The organism is Nocardia sp. NPDC059228, assembly GCF_042754245.1.
Taxonomy (GTDB): domain Bacteria; phylum Actinomycetota; class Actinomycetes; order Mycobacteriales; family Mycobacteriaceae; genus Nocardia.
This window is the reverse complement of sequence record NZ_JBHZAL010000024.1, coordinates 96331-111857: the sequence shown is the minus strand read 5'-3', so window position 1 is coordinate 111857 and position 15527 is coordinate 96331. Positions and strand designations below refer to the sequence as shown.

Sequence of the window (15527 nt, the reverse complement as noted above, 5' to 3'; positions counted from 1 at the left end):
GCGTCCTTCAGGGCGACGTGACGGGCGCGCCGGATCCATCGGTCGGGCCGCCCGGCGGCGAGAGGGGCGAAGCGAGGCCCAGTATCGCCCCGACCGACGCCCCGAGCGCCCCACCGAGCAGGGCGGCCGGTCCGGCGACGACCGCCACGCCGACAGCCGCGCCGAGGAGCGGGCCGACAACCAAACCGGTTGGCAGGAAAGGGATACCGACGACGAACCCGGCGGCCGCCCCGACCAGGCCCGCACCTATCGCGACGGGCGCGGACACTCCCGCGCCGAGGCCTGCACCGATTGCCGCACCGACGCCCGCGTCGACGACGGCGACGGAGCATCTCTGGGGATCCACCGGGAGGTACGCGCAGAACGACTGGACCGGTTGCTGATCCACGGCCGGCATCAAGTCCGCCGCGTCCACATTGTCGATTCCGGTCCAACCCGCGGCGGCAAGCGGATTCGCCGGGCCGATGGCTGGATCGCCGCTGCTCATATCGACCGCGGGTGCGACGCCGACCGGCGACTGGACGAGCGGAGCGAGTTCGGTCGGCAGCGCGAACGGATCCTGCCCCTGCGCGAATTGCCTGAGTGATAGCCAGTCCGCTGTCGTGGGTAGCGGGGCAGGTGGCGGCGCGGTGCCATCCGGGGATGCCGCGGCGACTCCGGTTCCGAGGATGACGGCAACCGGCAAAAAACTCGCAATCAATAGTGGACGTGAGCGGCACCAACGGCCGGCTTCCGGCATTCCGCACCTCCTGGACTCAAAGCTTCTCTACATCAAGCATTTGTCGTACGGCGTAGATAGCTTAAGCGGCAAGCACGGCCGGATCCGGAAGAAATGCCGAATTCCATGCGCACCTGGCAAATCCGTGGCCGTACCAGACGTTGCACAGCACCCTCCGCTTCCGAATGCATCCGGCCGATATCCCGCTAGCCGCGCCAGCCGTTAGCTACTTGTCATCGAATTACTCAGTTCGAGCCAGCGCTGCACTCCTGACCGCGGACCTGGACCCGGGCAAGGGCGGTGAGCGAATCGCAATGCCGACGACTCCTATGAGAATTGGCGGCGCCGGATTCTCATGGAGTCGCCGCTTTCTTCAGCGCCGCGAAACGAGCAAGTGCCACACACGTTCCACGAAAGCTCGACGCGCAGAGACCACGTATGCGAACTGCCCGCCACCGCTGCCATATGGCTCACCGATGCACCACGGGCGGGGTTGGTCCAGGTCGAGTTCACAGTTGCCAAATGGGGCTGTTTCCGGGACGTGCTGGAATCCATTCTGCTGCTGGCGTTGTGGAGCGAAATCGGGGGGCTTTTCCGAGGTATCGCACAAATGGTGGCTGCCCTCTGGTCTTCTTCGGTGATGCCGTAGTGGCCATTGCGATAGTCACCTGACCGAGAACGAGGACGGGTCCCGCACCATCATGGCGGCCTCGATCCGCTACCTCGACACCATGATCAAGCAGGACGGCGTCTGGCTGTTCGCCGAACGCAATCTCATGGTCGACTGGACCGCCACGCGCCCCAGCTCCCCCTGAGTCCCGCGGCACATCGATCGGACGCGGAATCTCCCACTTGTGCAATCTATTTCGAAACATTCGGGGTCACTGCGAAACTTGGCGGTAGTAGAGGGCCATGCGTGCGATGTGGTCGCCGTCGGCCGCGACGGTGAGATGGTCCATGGCGTATTGGACCGCGTCGTAGCCGTCGACTCGCGCTTGGAGTTCGAAGGCGATTCGGTTGTCCTGCTCGATCCACCCGGCGGCGGTGACCCTGGGAGTGACCGCGAGGATGGTCTTCTCATAGAAGCCGCGAATCTGCTCGGAACCGGCGAAATGCCCGAACGGATTGAGCAGCTCGGCATTGTCGGCGAACAGTGCGACGATGCCATCGAGGTCACCGGCGTCGACCCTGTCCACATAGCGGTCGGCGAGTTGTCGAGCTCTCCCCATGGAAACAACTTTCTTCTGCGCGAGGGTCTGGTTGACGAGTCCCGCAGGACAGCAATGGATTCGGTCAGCGTGCGGTCATGCGCAGCGGCAGGTGACGCAGTCCGGTGTGGCGGCTGCTGCGTGTCCACTCGACCGGTCCGGCGAGTTCGAAGCCGTCGAAGCGGGCGAACAGCTCCTCGAATACGACCCGCATCTCCAACCGGGCCAGATGCGCGCCGAGGCAGAAATGAATGCCTTGTCCGAATCCCAAGTGCGGGTTGGGGTCTCGATGGATATCGAAGCGGTCGGCATGGTCGAATCGAAGCTCGTCACGGTTGGCCGAGGCCTCCCAGACCAACACTTTCTGACCCGGCTCCAGCCGGTGCCCGGCCAGTTCGGCGGGGCGGGTGACGGTGCGGCGCTTGGACGGAGACGGCGCGGTCCAGCGCACGATCTCCTCGATAGCGACCGGCAGTAGTTCCGGGTTGTCACGCAATTCGGCCAGCTGCGAAGGGTTTTCGATCAGCGCGAGAAGTCCGGCCGCGATGGCGTTGCGGGTGGTGTCGGAGCCGCCGGAGAACAGCAGATTGAAGAACGATCGCAATTCCTCGTCGGACAGGCGCGGCGGGTCCTCGTCCGGCATCTCCGCGTGGACGACCAGCGACAGCATGTCCGCGCCCGGATCTGCCCGGCGCTGGGCGATCTGCGCCAGGCCGTACTCGTAGAGTTCCCCTATAGCCGCCGTCCGTTCCGGGCTCGTGGTCAGGTAGTCCTGGCCGCCGGGAATGTCGAAGACATGCTCGATGAGCCCGAACAGACGGTGACGATCCGCCTCGGGGATGCCCAGCAGGAAGCAGATCGCCTGCATCGGAAGCTCGGCCGCGATCTCGGTGAGGAAGTCGTGGTCGCCGCCACTGACGACGGTGTCCAGCAGGCGCCCGGTACGCGCCCGCAGATCCTCTTCCAGGTTGCGAACCGTCCTGGGCGTCAAGCCTTTCGACACCAGACGCCGAATCCTGGAGTGCCGCGGATCGTCCATCATGTTCAACACCACACCCGCCATCGGCAGGTCCTGCAGCACGGTACCGCCGTAGGGCCGGTCGCCGCCGGTCTCGGAGGAGTAGGTCGCGGGACTGGTCAGAACCTCCTTGGTCTCGGCGTAGGTCGCCACCGACCAGAACCCCTCACCGTCGGGAGTGTGCGCAGTGGGCTCGTGCCAGTACACGGGAGCTTCGGTGCGGTGCAGGGCGAACAGGCCGTGCGGGAAGCCCGCGGCGAAGTTGTCCAGATCGGTGAGATCCACGGACGAGAGCGACTCAGCCATGGGTTACAAGCTATACACTTCTGGATAAATCTGTAAAGCGCCTAGGATGACCCACTGTGACAGCTCCGAAGTTGGCCTGGGGTGGGGATCCACCCATGGACGGCGCGGGCGCGCGGCAGCGGCTCGTCGAGGCCGCCGCCCGATGCCTGATCCGGTTGGGGCGCGCGCGTACGTCGATCAGCGTGGTCGCCGCCGAGGCGCGGGTCTCACGACCGACCGTCTACGCGCACTTCAGCGGCCGCGAAGAGTTGATCGAACTCGCCGCGACGCATGTCTCGGCCGGGTTGTTCCAGCACATCGTCGACGAGGCGAGCCATGCGTCCACGGCAGCGGATTTCGTGGTGGAGGCCACCGTCGCGGGCGCGCGGCTACTGCGTGAAACCCAGCGGACCGCCCTGTCCTCGGCAGACTCCGCCGACGCCGAGTGGCTCGCCACGCTGATGACACCGGAGTCACTGCGCCTGGCCCGGCATTATCTCGAACCCATCCGCCGATACGAGCCCGACCTGGAACTGGATCTCGACGAAATCGCCGAAACGACTATCAGATTCCTCATCTCGATCCTGCAATTCGACACCCCCGCCACCAGCGACTCCGAACGCCTGCGCGGCTACCTGCGCCGCCGACTCGTACCCGCTCTCGGGCTGAAGACCCGGCCATAACCGCGACCGGCTCGACCGAGGTCAGTGCCTCCGGCGTTCCCGGCCTCGCACCCACCGCCGCGCGGCACGCACCCGGCTGCGGCCGACGCCGGCTCTTCGAATGGCGTGTGCGCAAGGGTGGGTTCGACAGAACCTCGCGAAAGCTCGGCCCCGGTGTGGGTCGTGGGAGGACGATGATGGCTGTGGGGGCCGATCCGGCCGTCACGGCTCGAAGACGGAGAACCAACCTAGTGCGGTGCGGATCCGGCTGATCCGTGCCGAGGAAGGGTGCGCATCATGTCGACGCCGACCACACCGAGCATTGTCTTCGCTCACGGTTTGTGGGCCGACGGGTCCTGCTTCAGCAAGGTGATTCCCACATTGCAGGCGGAGGGGCACGAGGTGGTGTCCACGCAGAACAGCCTCGATACCTTGGAAGGTGACGTCGCCGCCGTCAAGCGGGCGTTGGGCCGGGTGAGCAGCCCGGCCATCCTCGTCGGTCACTCGTACGGTGGCACCGTCATCACGGCCGCGGGGACCGATGACCGGGTCGCGGGACTCGTCTACATCGCCGCGCTCGCCCCGGACGAGGACGAGACGTCGCAGAGTCTGCAGGCCAAGTTCCCCACGACGGATCTGTTCGCGCACATCGAGATCGCCGAGGGTCGAATCTGGTTGCGACCGGACGGTATCGAGTACTTCGCGGGCGATCTCTCCGAACAGGAGCAGCAACTCGTGCTGGCGACCCAGGGCGTACCCACCGCGGACCTCTTCGACCAGCAGGTCTCGGGCACCGCATGGAAGTCGAAGCCGAGCTGGTACATCGTGGCCGGCAACGACCGCACCGTGCATCCCGAGTTGGAGCGCTTCTGCGCGAAACGCATGAACGCCAGCACCTACGAGGTGGCCAGCAGCCATGTCCCCATGCTGTCCCAGCCCGGCCTGGTGATCGACGTCATCCGCACCGCCGCGAAATCCTGCCAGGGGGCGTAAAGGGGAGACCTCAGGTGTCGGTGGGCCATCCGATAGCGTCGAAGACCGCCAGCGGGTCGAGGTAGTCGCGCCAGTGCACGATCTTGCGATCGGCGATGGTCAGCACCGAGATATAGCGGTTGGCGTAGGCGGCACCGGTGGCGACGGTGCGGCCCTGGGATGCGTATTCGAGAACGACGACGCCGGTGTCCTTGTCGTGGTGGACGGCCACGTCGTGGCAGTGGTCGAGGACGAAGGTCTCGCCGTAGGGGCGATACAGGTCGGCGACGGCTTGCCGGCCGATCACCCGGCGTGGATAGCCGGGAACCGTGATCACGTATTCGATGACGACGTCCTCGGCGAGCATGTCGAAGAAATGGTCGCCGTCCACGAGGCCGTCGACGCCTTGCTCGATGATTCGGAAGAACGGGTCCAGGGCACGGAAATCCTCGAGATTGCCGATCCGGGTCATCGGGCTGTCTCCTTACTCCAGGCTGCTGCCGTGCGGTGAGCGAAATCGGTGAAGTCCGTTGGCGCCGAACCGGTTACCTTCTCCACATCACCGGTCGGCCGTGAACCATGTCCGGATGCGATGGTTTCGGTCAGCATGCGCAGCACCGACGCGTACTCGTCCGGAATTCCGCCCGCGATGGCGGCGGCGATCCATTCATCGCGGTCGATGTCGAGATGAGTCACCGTGGTACCCGAGACGCGGCTGATGATGGCGGCCGCGTCCGCGACGGTGATCGCTTCCGGACCGGTGAGCGTGTACTGCGCGCCCACGTGCGCGACCGGATCGGCGAGGGTCGCGCTCGCGACCGCGGCGATGTCGTCCGCATCGATGAACGCCTCCGCGCCATTGCCGGTGGGGACCGCGATGACTCCGTTGACCGGAGCCAGGAAGGTTTCGCTGAAGTTCTGCATGAACCACGCCGGGCGCAGGATCGTGTGGCCGAGGCCCGTGCGACCGATCAGGTCGAGTTCCACACTGCGCGTGGCCATTTCCGGTGGCGCGGCGTCGACCCCGTAGGCGCTGAGATAGGTGATGTGACCGACGCCGGCGACCTCGGCCTGATCCAGGAACGCCGAGACCTGCCCGGCGAAGTCGATACGCCCAACCGGACCGACGAGATAGACCCGCTCGGCACCCGCGAGCGCGGGTGCATGGGTGCGGGAGTCGTCCCAATCGAAGCGGACGTCGGCGCCGGTTCGGGCCGCGGTGCGCACCCCGATCCCGGCCGCGCGCAGCTTGCTCGCCACGCGCGAACCGGTCTTACCGGTGGCGCCGAGCACGAGGGTGATAGCAGTCGGATTCTTCATACGATCATCCTGGCGGCATCGATTGAGCTTATCAATGTGCGAAACTCTCCAATTACGATGAGATACTCTCATCAAGTGGATGTTCTGCAAGACCATTTAGCGTGTGCCCGCGCGTCGGGTGGGGTGTTCGCCCGCTCGGTCGCGCAGCCACCGTGGGGGCTGCGGCTGCCCGGCACCATCCAGCTGACCGCGCACACCGTCGTACAGGGCCGCGCATGGCTGTGGCTCGACGATCACACGAGCGCGATCGAACTGACTCCCGGCGACCTGGCACTGGTCCGCGGCGGCCCCGACCACCACATCGCACACGAAGCGCGAGCAACCTGTATCCCACCGGAACGCTTCCGCGAACTCCACACCGACGACCAGCACGCCGACCTCCGGAACGCGACGGTATTCCTGTGTGGCGCATATCGATTCGCCGGCGACGTCGGCCAAGGCCTGATCCGCACCCTGCCCCCGATCCTGCTCCTGCGCACCGCCACCGGTGATCCCCTGCACGATGTCATCGCCATGCTGTCGCGCGAGCTGAGCGGACCGGCCCCCGGACAGCAAACCGTCCTCGACCGGCTTCTCGATGTGCTGCTGGTGCTGGCGATGCGTGCCTGTTTCGAACAGAACCCGACAGCGCCCGCGTGGTACCGGGCGGCCGGCGATTCCCGGCTGGGCCCAGCACTGCACGCCATCCACTCCGACCCCGGTCATCCATGGACGGTGCCCGAACTGGCAGCTCTGAGCCGACTTTCACGTCCTGCATTCGCTCGGCACTTCGAACGAGCCCTCGGCCAACCTCCCCTGCAGTACCTCACCGAATGGCGAATGACCCTCGCTCGTGACCATCTCCGTACCGGCGAGCTGACCCTCGCCCAGATCGCCGACCATACCGGCTACACCTCACCCAACGCCTTCGCCGCCGCCTTCCGCCGCCACCATGGGCAACCGCCGGGTCAGTGGCGTCGGACCGAGCTCGCCGGACCCCCCGAGCCGATCCACGGAACATGAGCAGACGACGGCGATCCGGACCCGGCACCTCACATGTTCAATTCCGCTGCGCCCGTGCGAATCTCGATTGAAGGACCAGCAGTCAGGATGCCGTCTCGAGCCCGATCAGCAGGGCGGTGAGGATGCGGGTGAGTTTCGGTTCGACGTCGACCACGGCGTGGGCCAGTTCGGGGCGGGACTCGTAGAGTGCGCGCAGGCCGGTACCGGGCGCGGCCATCTGCCATAGCGCCCCGGCCATGCTGGTGGCCGTGGAGACGACATCGGTCGCCGCAATTTCGGTGATCGGCAGCAGTTGACGCAAAGTGGCTGTCAGAGTGGCGACTTCGGCGAGCACCTCGGTTTTGAACGCGTAGGCGGTCTCGAGGGAGACGTTGCGTTCCAGGTTCATCGGGGCCTGCGCGAGCAGGTCGCAGAACAGCGGGCGCGCGACGAGAGAACTCGCCAGCGCGAACGCGATCGCCCCGGGATCGGGATCGGCCGATTCGCCCAGCCGGGTTCCCACCTCGGCCGACCAATCCCGCCAGCCCTCGGCGGTGAGCGCCAGGAAGATCTGCTCCCGCGTCTCGAAATAGCGCAGCATGGCGGACTTGTGCATGCCGACGGCAGCGGCGATATCCGTGAGCGTGACCTCACGCACGCTGCGTTCACCGGCGAGCGTCCGCGCGGCATCGAGAATCGCCTGCTCACGTTGCTGTTTGGCCTCGGCACTGCGGGCACGCAGGGGTGGGGTCGGACTCATGACAGCAGCATAGCGCAACACTGTTGCGCTATTAACGAAACAGTGTTGTACTAACTTCAGTGGGTTCGAAGGCCCCTTCGTCCCGCCAGCACCCACCAGTGAGGAGTGGCAATGTCCCAGCCCACCATCGTGATCACCGGCACCTCGAGCGGCTTCGGACGTCTCAGCGTCGAGCGGTTCGCCGCGGCCGGATGGAATGTCGTGGCGACGGTCCGCAAGGAATCAGATCTGGACGTGCACAAGGGAATCGGCCATGTCGCGACCCTGCTGCTCGACGTGAACGACGAGGACGCCGATCTCGCCTTCGGCGAACTCGCGCTCGCGCAGTTCGGCCGCATCGACGCCCTGGTCAACAACGCCGGCTACTACCAGGCCGGTCCGTTGGAGGCCACGACCATGGACCAGGCGCGCCGGCAGTTCCAGACCAATGTGTTCGGGCTCATCGCGCTCAACAAGGCGTTCATCCCGATCCTGCGCAAGCAGGGTTCCGGCGTGATCGTCAATGTCGGCTCGATCAGCGCCGACCAGGGGTATCCGTACACCTCCGTGTACGAGGCGTCCAAGGCCGCGGTCGTCTCGCTCAGCGAGGGCCTGCACACCGAACTCGCCGAATTCGGGGTCGTCGTCAAAGCGCTGCTGCCCGGCAACATGGACACCCGCATCTTCGACAAGGTCGACCGCGCCGCCGACGTCCCGGCCGAATATCTGGACTCCATGACGCGTTTCGGGTCGCTGAACCTGGTCCGCTCCGACCCGGCCCTCACCGCCGACGTGATCTTCCGCATGGTCACCGACGGCAACACCCGCAAGGTCCGCTACTACAGTGGCCCTGACGGCGAGGCCATCCCCCGCCTCAAGCAACTGCTCGGCCAGGACTGGTACTGGGAGGAATTCCGCCGGGCCACCCACGGCGACCCGACCCCCCTGTGGCAGGCCATGATGCCGCAGCCGGTAGCGAGCTCACCGAACAACTGAAGCCCTGCGAATCTCGGCCGGGACGGCAAGGATGAGAACCGGCCGCAGCACCGTGAAAGGGGCGTTTGCATGCCGACCCGGACCGTCGCCGATGTCCCACCGGTGATCGACGCCCCGCCACCGGGCGACGTCCGCCGCGCGGCCGATGCCCTTCGACTGGCAGCAGCCGTCGCTGTGTTGACGGTAACGGTCGTATTGGCCACCGCGACACGCTATTTCGCGCGGACCTCGCAGCAGGGACTGCTGCAGGCCGTGACCGCGCTGCCCCCGGGACTGCGCGATGCGCTCGTGGGAATCGTGCAGGTCGTCGCCATTGCCGCACCGCTGACCGCGCTGTGGGCGGTCCGCACCAGGCAGCGCTGGGACGCGCTGGCGCGGATACTCCCCGCGGCCGGGCTCGGCGTGCTGATCGCCTGGCTGCTCACCGATCTCGCGCTGGCGGGCAGCAGGCCAGGACAGTGGCCCGATGTTCTGGCCGGCCGCGGCGGCCTCGTTCCCGCGGGCTGGCCGTCCATGATCTACCTCGCCGGATGCGCGGCGGCCGCCGTCGCCGCCGGACCCTGGCTCCCGGCACGCGGACGGCGCGCGGTATGGGCTCTGCCGATGTGGTGCGCGATCCTGAGCGCAGCCACTGCCTCGATCGTCCCGCTCGAGGCAGTGGCTGCGCCGGCCATCGGTGCGGTCGCCGGATCCGCGATCCTGCTGATCGGCGGCGCACCCGATGACCGGCCCTCGGCTCGAGCTGTCGCGGCGGCGCTCATCGATTGCGGTATACCTGTCACCTGCCTCACCGAACTCCCTGCCGCCGAACGCATCCCAGGTGAAGGGGTGCTGTATCTCGCCGAAACCTCCGGCCCGGCGTTCACCATCCGGGTACTCGCGGGTGACGACCAGCGTCGAGACCTGTTCCGGCGCTGGTCGCGGTGGTTCCTGCTGCGCGAACCCGGCGATGTCGCCCAAACACCCCTGGCCGCAACCGAACACGAGCTGCTCATGCTGGTGGCTGCCGACCGCGCGGGCGCGCGGGTGGTCGAGCCCGCCATCGCCTACCCGGTCGCCGGAGGCGGTGCGCTGCTGGCCACCACTCCCGTCACCACGACCATGCTGCGGAACCCCTCCGATGCTCTGCTCACCGATGTCTGGACCTCGGTCGCACGCTTGCAGGAGCATCGCATCGCCCACCGCGCCCTGCGGCCCGACCATGTGCTGGTGACACCGGATGGCCACACGCGACTGACCGCTTTCGCCCGAGGACAGCTCGCGGCGACGACACGACAACTCGGGTCCGATGTGGCGGAGTTGCTGGCCGCCACCGCGATTCAGGTCGGACCGGAGCGTGCCGTCGCCGCCGCGCTCACCGGACTCGGTCCGCAGCGGCTGGCCACCGTCACGCCCTATCTCCAGCCGCTGGCATTGACGAGCGCGACACGACGCGCGGTCACCGACCGGGATCGAGCCGAAACACGCGCGGCACGTGCATCGGAGCGACGCCGGACCTTACGTCCGGGCGGACGCCCGAGCCTGCTGCGCGACCTGGCCGCGCACGTGCGATCCGCGACGGATGCCCCGGAGCAGAAACCGGCGCCGCTTGCCCGGTTCACGTGGAAGCAGGCGCTGGGTCTCGCGGGCGGATTTCTGGTCCTGCATCTGATCCTGCCGCAGCTGTCGAACGCCGGGGCCGCCGTCGCTGCCCTGCGCACCGCCGACTGGTGGTGGATCCTGGCCGCCCTGCCGACGACCTTTGTCTCACAACTCTTCTCGACAATGCTGCAATCCGGCACGATTCCGGAGCGACTGCCGTTCCTGCCCAACTACACCGTCCAGTTCGCTGCGTCGTTTCTCAACCGGATAACTCCGAGCAATGTGGGGGGCATGGCGCTGAATCTGCGGTTCCTGCAGAAGGCCGGGGTCGACGCCGGGGCGGCGACCGCCTCGGTCGGGTTGCAGACTCTGCTCAATGGGCTCGGTTCGGTGGTCGTGGCCGTCGTCTTCTTCGCCTGGACCGGACGCGGCGGCCAGGTGCATCTGCAGTTGCCCACCGCCCGCGAGCTGCTGCCGGTCCTGTTCGTCCTCGTCATTGCCGGGGTGGGTTTGGCGATGACCGGGCCGGGCCGGCGGTTCCTGCGCGAGAAGGTCTGGCGGTTCCTGCGCTCTGCGGCCGACGCGATCGCTGCGATCGCCGCCGACCCGGTCAAGCTCGCACGCTGTGTGGTGGGCGGCCTCGGTCTGCCGCTCGTGCAAATGGCCGGTCTGGCGCTGTGTTTGCACGCGTTCGGCGTCGGTCTGCCGTTCGTACAGGTGGGCGCGGTGTACATCGGCGCTCGCCTGCTGGCGAACGCCGCGCCCACACCGGGCGGACTCGGCGCGCTCGAGGCCGCGCTCATCGCGGGGCTCACCGCGCTCGGGGCGGCCGTCGGCGCGGCCACCTCGGCCGTGCTCGTCTACCGCTTGCTCAGTTTCTGGCTCAACGTCCCAGTGGGGTGGGCCGCCCTCGGCATCGCGCAGCGCCGCGAATTCGTGTGAGCCCGCGGTCAGCTGGTGGCGCGGCGCATTTGGACGGCATGGATGGCCTCCATGACGCCGAGCACGATCAGCCACCAGCCGGTGACCAGGGCCAGCAGGAAGATGGATTCCAGCGCATCGCGGAAACACAGGAAGCCCAGGATCAGCGATAGCGCGCCGCTGAGCAGGGCCAGCACGCGGACCCCGGCGGGGACATGGTCCCCGAATGCCGTGGCCAGCTGCAACACACCGGCCACGATCAGGTAGATGCCGAACAGGACACCCGCCACGACCAGCGTCGGCCCGGGCCAGGCCAGGATCAACACGCCGAGGACGGCCGACAGGATGCCGGTGAGCGGGATCGTCTGCCAGGCCACCCGGGCCATCATGGGCAGTGGATTGTTCAGGGGCTCAACGGCAGTCATGACGGACCCGCCTTCCTGATCGCCGTGCGTCGATTGTCCGGGATAACCCGAGTTCACCGAAGGTGTTCCGGTCCACCGATTTTCACCGTGCGGCGTGGCGGCCCGCGCGTCCGCCGCCACGCCGCATGATCGTCAGGTGGTCCTGATCAGTCCCTGCGGCGACCGAACAAACCGCTTCAGGCTCTCACTTGTTCATGGATCCAGTGATGGGCCAGCGTGGTCCAGATCGCGGTGTCACCGGCACCGCGTGCCAGGCCGAGGCTATGGGGGCCATGCGGGAACACATGCACTGCATGGGGTACCTCGTTCGCAGCCAATGCAGAAGCCAATCGGTAGGTGTGTTCGGGCGGTACGTAGGCGTCCTCTGCGGTGTGCCAGACGAAGAACGGGGGTGATTGCGGCGTAACGAGGGCGTCCAGCGAGGTCGACCGGCGTAGTTCCGGGCCGGCATCCGCACCGAGCAGGATCAGCCGGGAAGGACGGTAGGTCTCGGTCTCCATCGACGTGATCGGATAGCCGAGCACGGCGAACTGAACCGCTTCGGCGGTGTCCGCGCCGGGCGCCAACGCCGCCATTCCGGCCAGATGGCCGCCGGCGGAGAATCCGACGAGGCCGACTCGTTGTGCGCCCTCGGCCCGTCGGCGCCGGATCTCGGCGCGTAAGGCCCTCAATGGAACCGGGTGCCGGACATTGAGCGGATACCGGAAGACGCTTGCCTGGACGCCGATGGAGCGCAGCCAGTCGGCAATCGGTTCTCCTTCGTGTGGTGCGTGTTCGGCGTATCCACCGCCGGGCAGCACGATCATGTGCGTCCTGGTCATCGAACCTCCCTCGCGTCCATTCCCGGTCTGTAACCGCCTCGCTGGTCGCTGGGCGCTCCCGCATGTCCCCACTTTGCCGCAGTCGACGTAGCTGTCGCACTCACCCGAATGAGTGAGCGCGGCTGCGGCGTCCGGCGCGCCGCCGGCTGCCCGAGGCACCTCGAGACCGGTGACGGGACAATCACCCGCCGCCGAGGCGAGCGGGACAGGGCGTGCTGTGACGAGCAGGTCGAAGATTCGCTTGTCGCCTGCCGCGGAACTGACGTCCGGGTCGGGGACGCTGCGTCCCAGCATTGGGTGGTCGCCGGGCATCGGATACCGGAGGTCGAGCCGGGACAGCTGGGCGCTGAGGTAGGTGTTCACCTCGCCGAAGCCGACGAGGTCGGTCATGACGTCCACGAGGTCGCTCAGCATCGGGTCGAACCGGACCGAAGTCGATTGCGCCGAATCAGTTTCAGCCATGTCGACGAGAGATGCGGAAGAGGTACTCGGCGTTGGATTCCAGGATCGCCTTCGCATCGGCGGCGGCGATGCCGGGGCTGTTGATGTAGTCGACGGCGCGGACGAAGATGTCGTCGGCCTCGTAGGGAAAGTCGGTGCCCAGGATCAGCCGGTCGGCGCCGAAGGAGTCGATGGCGGCACGCAAGGCCGGCAGATGGCCGTGCCCGACGGTGTCGTACCACATCCGGCGGGCCAGAGTGCTCGGCAGGTCCGGGGTTTGCGGTGCCTCCCAACGGTATTGGTTGTCGGCACGTTGCAACAGGATCGGCAGGGCTCCGCCCAGATGCGAGTTGATCACCTTGATGTTCGGGTAGCGCACCGGAAATCCGTGGGTGATCAACTGCATGACGCTGATCGTGTCCTCGACCGGCGCGCCGACCATCCAGGTCAGGTGATAGTCGGCGATCAGCGGACTGCACGCGCTGTTGCCCGCGGGGTGCAGGTACAGCACCGCGCCGCGACGATCGAGTTCGGCGAACACCGGAGCGAATTCCGGGTCCACCAGGGCCCGGCCTAGCGCCGTGGTATTCATGACGGCGCCGACCATGCCCAATTCGTCGATCGCGCGGCCGAGTTCGGCGATCGACTCGTCGATGTGCGGCATGGGCATCGTCGCGAAGGCCAGGAAGCGATCCGGGTGGCGCGCCACCACGTCCGCGTACTGATCGTTCACGAAGCGTGCTGCGGCAATGGCGTTTTCGCGGTTTCGACCATTGGGCAGCTGGGGCGCCGCGGACAGGATCTGCATATCCACTCCGGCGCGGTCCATCAGCCGCAGCCGCGCCTCGAGTTCGGTGCCCCCGCCGGCACCCACGCCACGCTGAGTATCGGTGTCGGTCTTGCCCAGTTCGACCAGCAGGTCAAGATAGTCGTCGGTCCAATAGTGGGCATGCACATCTACTCGCACTCGGATACCTCCTGCTCTCGGGACCCGATCGGCACCCCGGAAGGGACGAAGTTATGGCCGCACCGCCCCGTCCCGAATCCGTTAAATGACGTAGACCTGTCGGGAAACATCGCGCGAGGTCATGGCCGCGGAGTCAGCCCCGGTGCATCGGCGAGCTCGGTGCGTCCGGCCCTATGATGTCGCGGGCCTGTGCGGCGTGCTCGGGTGTGGTGTCGTACGGGTGCGCCCCGGCGGTGCGTTGCGCCGCCAGCATCAGCACGCGCGGCCCGAGCGCGGCGAGCACGCGCTGATCAGCCGGTAGGCCATTTTCGTCCAGCTCGTCGAGGTAGTCGACCAGCGCGTCGTAGGCTGCTCCTCGCGACGTCATCGCGGTTTCCCTGGCAGGATCAACCTCGAAATCATCGGGTCAGTTCCTCCGAGACCCGCCAGAGACGCTCGGCATTGTCCGGATCGAGTGCATAGGGCGCGACTCCACCGGTGTGGCCGGCGCGTTCGCTGATCTCCGGGGCCGGCGCGCAGTCCTCGTAGTAGCGACCCGTAACACCCTCCACCTGAGGGCTGGCGGCGAGCAGCACCGATGTCGCGGCACCCTGCTCGACCGTCTTCACCGGCGGCAATGACAGATCGGTCTGCTCCCCGAAAGCCTCGAGGTCGCCCGGACTCATATGACGGGCCAACGCGGTACTGGCGATATTGCCAGGCATCAACGCATTGACCGTGACACCGTCATCGGCCCAACGCCGGGCAGCACCGACAGCGAACAGAATATTGGCCGACTTCGACTGACCATACGACGTCCACCGGTCATACGGGCGGAACCGGTAATGCAGATCGTCGAAGACCACCGGCGAGAACAAATGCCCGATCGAGGCCACGCACACCACCCGGGCACCGCCCGCGGCGGCCAGCGACCGGTGCAAGCTGGTCGTCAATGCGAAATGACCGAGATGATTGGTAGCGAATTGCATTTCATACCCGGCCCGGGTGCGGGTGAGTTGAGGCAGGGCCATCACACCGGCGTTGTTGACCAAGACGTGCAACGGTCCGTTCCAGGCACGCCCGAAATCGGCCACCGACCCAGGATCGGCCAGATCCAACCGGGCCACGTGCACCCCACCGACGCCGCCCGGCAGCTTCTCGCCGATCTCCCCCGCAACTTTCCTGCCGGCGTCTACATTCCGTACCGCCAGGGTCACCTCCGCACCCGCAGAGGCCAGCGCCCGAGCGGTCTCGGTACCGATCCCCGAACTCGCGCCGGTAACGACGACACGCCGACCATGAAGATCAATATCGGCGACGATCTCGGCCGCCGTGGTCGCGGCGCCGTAAACAGTAGTGGGCATCGTGAGCTCCTTCCGTGTGAACCGAATCCACATCGTCCGCATACGCGAAAACGTCTGTCTCCACCGCCCGCAATACCGATCGGCGCCGTATGCGCCGGACTCTCCCAACCCGCCGCCGGGCCACACAAC

General features: G+C 66.8%; 15 protein-coding genes and 1 pseudogene. 5 read left to right on the top strand and 11 right to left on the bottom strand.

The genetic code is table 11. The features are described 5' to 3' along the window. Nucleotides 1–7: 7 nt before the first annotated feature. From ACFXKA_RS30075 to ACFXKA_RS30065, 3 genes are all read right to left on the bottom strand, one after another. Nucleotides 8–739 carry a hypothetical protein gene (locus ACFXKA_RS30075; protein WP_379429870.1) on the bottom strand — a complete coding sequence of 244 codons (732 nt, stop codon included), beginning with the start codon at nucleotides 737–739 and terminating at the stop codon, nucleotides 8–10. Between the two features lie 860 nt (nucleotides 740–1599). After that, a complete protein-coding gene (locus ACFXKA_RS30070) occupies nucleotides 1600–1947 on the bottom strand; it encodes a nuclear transport factor 2 family protein (RefSeq protein WP_379429869.1) in 348 nt (115 codons plus the stop codon). A 64-nt stretch (nucleotides 1948–2011) separates the two neighbouring features. Further along, nucleotides 2012–3250, bottom strand: a complete 1239-nt coding sequence (locus tag ACFXKA_RS30065) for a cytochrome P450 (protein ID WP_379429868.1) — start codon at nucleotides 3248–3250, stop codon at nucleotides 2012–2014. A 56-nt stretch (nucleotides 3251–3306) separates the two neighbouring features. On the opposite strand from ACFXKA_RS30065, the gene ACFXKA_RS30060 reads away from it, so the two are divergent. Further along, the gene (locus tag ACFXKA_RS30060) at nucleotides 3307–3912 is read left to right on the top strand and encodes a TetR/AcrR family transcriptional regulator (protein ID WP_354845304.1); all 606 of its coding nucleotides are present in this window, start codon (nucleotides 3307–3309) and stop codon (nucleotides 3910–3912) included. Nucleotides 3913–4188: 276 nt separating this feature from the next. Next, nucleotides 4189–4884: an alpha/beta fold hydrolase gene (locus ACFXKA_RS30055; protein ID WP_379429867.1), complete on the top strand. Its 696-nt coding sequence runs from the start codon at nucleotides 4189–4191 to the stop codon at nucleotides 4882–4884. A 10-nt stretch (nucleotides 4885–4894) separates the two neighbouring features. Here ACFXKA_RS30055 and ACFXKA_RS30050 read toward each other — a convergent pair whose 3' ends face one another. Further along, nucleotides 4895–5335, bottom strand: coding sequence for a nuclear transport factor 2 family protein (locus ACFXKA_RS30050; RefSeq protein ID WP_379429866.1), 441 nt, complete (start codon nucleotides 5333–5335; stop codon nucleotides 4895–4897). Further along, nucleotides 5332–6183, bottom strand: a complete 852-nt coding sequence (locus ACFXKA_RS30045) for an NAD(P)H-binding protein (RefSeq protein WP_379429865.1) — start codon at nucleotides 6181–6183, stop codon at nucleotides 5332–5334. The genes ACFXKA_RS30050 and ACFXKA_RS30045 overlap by 4 nt, the downstream gene beginning before the upstream one ends. Nucleotides 6184–6258: 75 nt before the next feature. Between ACFXKA_RS30045 and ACFXKA_RS30040 the strand changes: the two genes are divergently transcribed. After that, nucleotides 6259–7185: a cupin domain-containing protein gene (locus ACFXKA_RS30040; RefSeq protein WP_379429864.1), complete on the top strand. Its 927-nt coding sequence runs from the start codon at nucleotides 6259–6261 to the stop codon at nucleotides 7183–7185. Between the two features lie 82 nt (nucleotides 7186–7267). On the opposite strand, the gene ACFXKA_RS30035 is transcribed toward ACFXKA_RS30040, so the two are convergent. Continuing rightward, the gene (locus ACFXKA_RS30035) at nucleotides 7268–7924 is read right to left on the bottom strand and encodes a TetR family transcriptional regulator (RefSeq protein WP_354845317.1); all 657 of its coding nucleotides are present in this window, start codon (nucleotides 7922–7924) and stop codon (nucleotides 7268–7270) included. A gap of 111 nt (nucleotides 7925–8035) precedes the next feature. On the opposite strand from ACFXKA_RS30035, the gene ACFXKA_RS30030 reads away from it, so the two are divergent. Beyond that, nucleotides 8036–8899 (top strand): SDR family oxidoreductase, encoded by an 864-nt coding sequence (locus ACFXKA_RS30030; RefSeq protein WP_379429863.1) that lies wholly within the window; start codon nucleotides 8036–8038, stop codon nucleotides 8897–8899. A gap of 69 nt (nucleotides 8900–8968) precedes the next feature. Next, nucleotides 8969–11422: a flippase-like domain-containing protein gene (locus ACFXKA_RS30025; protein WP_379429862.1), complete on the top strand. Its 2454-nt coding sequence runs from the start codon at nucleotides 8969–8971 to the stop codon at nucleotides 11420–11422. 8 nt (nucleotides 11423–11430) lie between these two features. Here the strand turns inward: ACFXKA_RS30025 and ACFXKA_RS30020 are convergent, their stop codons facing one another. From ACFXKA_RS30020 to ACFXKA_RS30000, 5 genes and pseudogenes are all read right to left on the bottom strand, one after another. Then, entirely contained in the window at nucleotides 11431–11826 is a 396-nt protein-coding gene (locus ACFXKA_RS30020; RefSeq protein ID WP_379429861.1) for an HdeD family acid-resistance protein, read from the bottom strand. A gap of 176 nt (nucleotides 11827–12002) precedes the next feature. Further along, nucleotides 12003–12632 (bottom strand): alpha/beta hydrolase, encoded by a 630-nt coding sequence (locus ACFXKA_RS30015; RefSeq protein WP_379429860.1) that lies wholly within the window; start codon nucleotides 12630–12632, stop codon nucleotides 12003–12005. 469 nt (nucleotides 12633–13101) lie between these two features. Continuing rightward, nucleotides 13102–14055 carry an amidohydrolase family protein gene (locus tag ACFXKA_RS30010; RefSeq protein ID WP_379429859.1) on the bottom strand — a complete coding sequence of 318 codons (954 nt, stop codon included), beginning with the start codon at nucleotides 14053–14055 and terminating at the stop codon, nucleotides 13102–13104. A gap of 139 nt (nucleotides 14056–14194) precedes the next feature. Next, nucleotides 14195–14401: pseudogene (locus tag ACFXKA_RS30005) on the bottom strand (LLM class F420-dependent oxidoreductase); the annotation flags it as partial. A 52-nt stretch (nucleotides 14402–14453) separates the two neighbouring features. Then, nucleotides 14454–15440: an SDR family NAD(P)-dependent oxidoreductase gene (locus ACFXKA_RS30000; protein ID WP_379429858.1), complete on the bottom strand. Its 987-nt coding sequence runs from the start codon at nucleotides 15438–15440 to the stop codon at nucleotides 14454–14456. Between the last annotated feature and the right edge of the window lie 87 nt (nucleotides 15441–15527).